The sequence below is a fragment of the Mycobacterium sp. genome, from assembly GCF_049280035.1.
Classification (GTDB): domain Bacteria; phylum Actinomycetota; class Actinomycetes; order Mycobacteriales; family Mycobacteriaceae; genus Mycobacterium.
The window spans coordinates 1-2,902 of sequence record NZ_JBAPPI010000642.1 but is presented as its reverse complement, the minus strand read 5'-3'; the positions used below and the strand labels follow the sequence as shown (position 1 = coordinate 2,902).

Here is a 2,902-nt window from a genome sequence, read left to right as displayed (position 1 = left end):
TGACCCGCTACCTGAACCTGGTGTCGTTCGGTAACAACGCCTTTGGCGTGCAGGATGCGGCGCAAACGTACTTCGGTATCAACGCGTCCGACCTGAACTGGCAGCAGGCGGCCCTGCTGGCCGGCCTGGTCCAGTCGACCAGCGCGCTGAATCCCTACACCAACCCCGACGGCGCGCTGGCCCGCCGAAACCTCGTCCTGGACACCATGATTGAAAACCTGCCCAATGAGGCCGATGCGCTGCGCGCCGCAAAGGCTGAGCCATTGGGAATCTTGCCGCAGCCCAAAGAGCTACCGCGTGGCTGCATCGCAGCGGGTGATCGGGCGTTCTTCTGCGACTACGTGCAGGCCTATCTGGCCCGTGCCGGCATCAACAAGGAGCAGCTGGCCCTCGGCGGCTACTTGATCCGCACCAGTTTGGACCCCGACGTGCAGGAGCCGGTCAAGCACGCGATCGACACCTACGCCAGCCCCACCCTCGAGGGCATTGCCAGTGTGATGAGCGTGATCAAGCCGGGCAAAAACTCGCACAAAGTGGTGGCAATGGCCAGCAACCGCACGTACGGGTTGAACAGCGAGGCCGGCGAGACCATGCGTGCGCAGCCGTTCTCTCTGGTTGGCGACGGCGCCGGATCCATCTTCAAAATCTTCACCACCGCCGCGGCAATGCAGATGGGCATGGGTATCAACGCCCAACTCGAAGTGCCGGGCAGATTCCAGACCAAGGGCATGGGTACCGGCGGCGCCAAGGGTTGCCCCAAGGACACGTGGTGCGTGATCAACGCCGGCAACTATCGCGGGTCGATGAATGTGACCGACGCGCTGGCCACCTCGCCCAACACCGCGTTCGCCCGGCTGATCCAGCTGGTAGGAGTGCCACGCGCGGTCGATATGGCGATCAAGCTCGGACTGCGGTCCTACGGAGATCCCGGCAGCGCCCGCGACTACGACCCCGATAGCAACGAGAGCCTGGCCGACTTCATCAAGCGGCAGAACATTGGATCGTTCACGCTCGGCCCGTTCGAGCTGAACGCGCTGGAATTGTCAAACGTCGCGGCGACATTGGCCTCCGGCGGCACGTGGTGTCCACCGAATCCCATCGACAAGCTGATTGACCGTAACGGCAATCAAGTCGCGGTCACCACCGAGGCCTGCGACCAGGCAGTGCCGGAAGGATTGGCCAACACTCTGGCCAATGCGATGAGCAAGGACGCGCTGGGCGGCGGCACTGCGTCGGGGTCCGCCGGTGCGGCGGGGTGGAACCTGCCGGTGTCCGGCAAGACCGGCACCACCGAGGCGCACCGGTCATCAGGCTTCGTCGGCTTCACCAACCACTACGCCGCGGCCAACTACGTCTACGACGACTCGACTTCGCCGTCCGATCTGTGCTCCTCGCCGCTGCGACGCTGCGGCGACGGCAACCTCTACGGCGGTAACGAGCCGGCCCGCACCTGGTTTACCGCGATGAAGCCCATCGCCACGATCTACGGCGACGTGCACCTGCCGCCGACTGACCCACAGTATGTCGAAGGCGGCCCCGGTTCTCGGGTGCCGAGCGTCGCGGGTCTCGACGTCAACGAGGCGCGTGACCGCTTGAAGGATGCCGGTTTCCAGGTCGCCGAACAAACTGCGTCGATCAACAGCAGTGCGAAGTACGGCGAGGTGGTCGGAACCGCACCCAACGGCCAGACGATCCCGGGCGCGGTGGTCACCATTCAAACCAGTAACGGCATCCCGCCGCCGCCCCCGCCGCCCGAGGGCCTAGGTCCGGTGCCGGTGGGCTCGCAAGTCATCGAGATCCCGGGGCTGCCGCCGATCACGATCCCAATCCTGGCGCCGCCACCGCCGGCTCAGCCACCGCCATAGGCAGGTCTCATGGCGTGTGGCCTGATGCCATCCGACGTACGGCAGTAGGCTGGCCTGCATGCCTTCCGCCAACTCCGCTCTGAAAAGCACCGGCGCCATTGCGGTCGGATCGGCCGTCGCTGGTATCGGCTACGCCTCGATCATCGAACGCAATGCGTTCGTGCTGCGAGAGCTGACCATGCCCGTGCTGACGCCGGGCTCGTCGCCGCTGCGGGTGCTGCACATCAGCGACATCCACATGCGTCCCGGTCAGCGCCGCAAGCAGGCGTGGCTACGCGAACTCGTCAGCTTGGAGCCCGACCTGGTCGTCAACACCGGCGACAACCTGGCGCACCCCAAGGCGGTACCTTCGGTCATCCAGAGCCTCAGCGATCTGCTTTCGCTGCCAGGCATTTTCGTCTTCGGCAGCAACGACTATTTCGGACCGCGCCCGAAGAACCCGCTGAACTACCTGACGAAGCCGGGTCACCGTGTGCACGGTCAGCCGCTGCCCTGGCAGGACCTGCGGGCCGCATTCACCGAGCGCGGCTGGCTGGATCTCACCCACAACCGTCGCGAATTCGAGGTGTCGGGACTGCACATCGCGGCCACGGGTGTGGACGACCCGCACATCGCGCGGGATCGCTACGAGGCAATTGCCGGCCCGGCCAGCCCGGCAGCCAATCTGCGGCTGGGGCTGACCCATTCGCCGGAACCCCGGGTGCTGGACCGCTTCGCCGCCGACGGCTACCAACTGGTGATGGCCGGCCACACCCATGGCGGGCAGCTGTGCTTGCCCTTCTACGGAGCCTTAGTGACCAACTCGGGTCTGGACCGCTCCCGCGCCAAGGGCCCGTCGCGTTGGGGCGCCGCCATGCGCCTGCATGTCTCCGCCGGGATCGGCACTTCGCCATTTGCGCCGGTGCGGTTCTGCTGCAGGCCCGAAGCCACCCTGCTGACATTGATTGCGGCGCCGACCGGTGGCCGCGATTCGCGGAGCGACCTCAGCCGTTCGCAGCCAACGTATTCAGCACACTGAGCCTACTTCTGCGACGAGT

The 2,902-nt window shown here is 65.8% G+C and carries 2 protein-coding genes; both read left to right on the top strand.

Going from position 1 to position 2,902, the window contains the following annotated elements:
• Positions 1-1,865 (top strand): transglycosylase/D,D-transpeptidase PonA2 (gene ponA2 / locus WAN71_RS20680; protein WP_422227118.1); only part of this gene is annotated, 1,865 nt, incomplete at its 5' end.
• Positions 1,866-1,923: 58 nt separating this feature from the next.
• Positions 1,924-2,883: a metallophosphoesterase gene (locus WAN71_RS20675; protein ID WP_422227117.1), complete on the top strand. Its 960-nt coding sequence runs from the start codon at positions 1,924-1,926 to the stop codon at positions 2,881-2,883.
• The last annotated feature ends 19 nt before the right edge of the window (positions 2,884-2,902 follow it).